The sequence below is a fragment of the Streptomyces otsuchiensis genome (assembly GCF_004305975.1).
Lineage (GTDB): Bacteria > Actinomycetota > Actinomycetes > Streptomycetales > Streptomycetaceae > Streptomyces > Streptomyces otsuchiensis.
Map to the genome: position 1 here is coordinate 1 of NZ_BHZI01000519.1, position 1,468 is coordinate 1,468.

The window sequence follows — 1,468 nt, forward strand, 5'->3', positions numbered from 1 at the left end:
ACTACGGCCAGCCCACCCTCATCCGCCAACCCGACGGCACGGTCTGGCACCACGCCTACGACACCGCAGGCAACCGCACCACCACCCTCGACCCCGCAGGCAACCGCACCCGACAGAGCTACGCCCCATCGGGCGCCACCAGCAGCGTCACCAACGCCCTCGGCCACACCACCCGAATCGAGAGCAACGCCGCCGGCCTCGTCCTCCAGGTCACCGACCCGGTGGGGTCCACCACCACGGCGGAACGTGACGCCTTCGGCCGGGTCATCGCCGTCACCGACCCCATGGGCGCCATTTCGCGGGCCACCTGGAGCACCGAGGGCAAGCTCCTCACCCGCACCGATCCCCTCGGCGGCACCCGCACCCACACCTACGACGCCGAGGGCAACCTCCTCACCGAGACCGACGAGAACGGCGGCGTCACCGCCTTCACATACGGCCCGTTCGACCTCCCTGACACCCGCACCACCCCCGACGGCGCCACCATCCACTTCACCCGCGACACCGAACTCAAACTCACCGCCATCACCAACCCCCTCGGCCACACCTGGACCTACACCCACAACCCCGCCGGACACCTGGTCGCCGAAACCGACTACGACGGCCACACCACCACCCACACCCACGACCCCGCCGGCCAAACCACCGCCACCACCAACCCCGCAGGCCAGCGAACGACCTTCACGTACGGCCCTCTCGGCGAGACCACAGCCGAGGAATCACCCGACGGCGCCTGGACCTACGAGCACGACCCCCTCGGACGACTCGTACACGCCACCTCACCCGGCGTCGAACTCACCCGCACCTACAACCCACTCGGCGACCTCACCACCGAAACCATCAACGGCCGCACCCTCACCCTCGAACACGACGCGCTCGGCCACCTCACCCACCGCACCACCCCCACCGGGCAGATATCAGAGTGGACTTACGGCGTGGACGGTCTCCCCGCCGCGTTGACCACCAGTGGGCACACGCTCACTTTCGCCCATGACGCCGCAGGCCGCGAGACCACCCGAACCACCGACGGTGTGATCACCGAACACCAAACCTGGGACGCGGCAGGGCGCCGAACCCGCCAAACCCTCAACGCGGGCAGTCGAACCACCCTCGACCGTGTCTACCGCTACCGGCCTGACCACTACCTCACCCAGCTCACCGATCCCACCGGCGAACACCACTACACGCTAGACCCCCTCGGTCAGATCACAAGAGCCATCACCCCCACGAGTGAAGAGACCTACACCTACGACCCCACAGGCAACCAAACCACCGCCAACGGAGGTCATGCAGGGCAGGAAGACACCACCGGAAACCGCGAATACACCGGCACCCTCCTCACCAGAGCCGGCAACACCCGCTACGAACACGACACCGCCGGGCGCGTCACCCTCCAGCAACGCACCCGCCTCTCCCGCAAACCCGACACCTGGCACTACACCTGGAACACCCGCAACCAACTCACCCA

Annotated in this window: 1 pseudogene; it reads left to right on the plus strand. The window is 67.7% G+C overall.

Annotation, left to right across the window (positions count from 1 at the left end):
• Nucleotides 1–1,468, plus strand: a pseudogene (locus E0D90_RS25590) (type IV secretion protein Rhs); the annotation flags it as partial.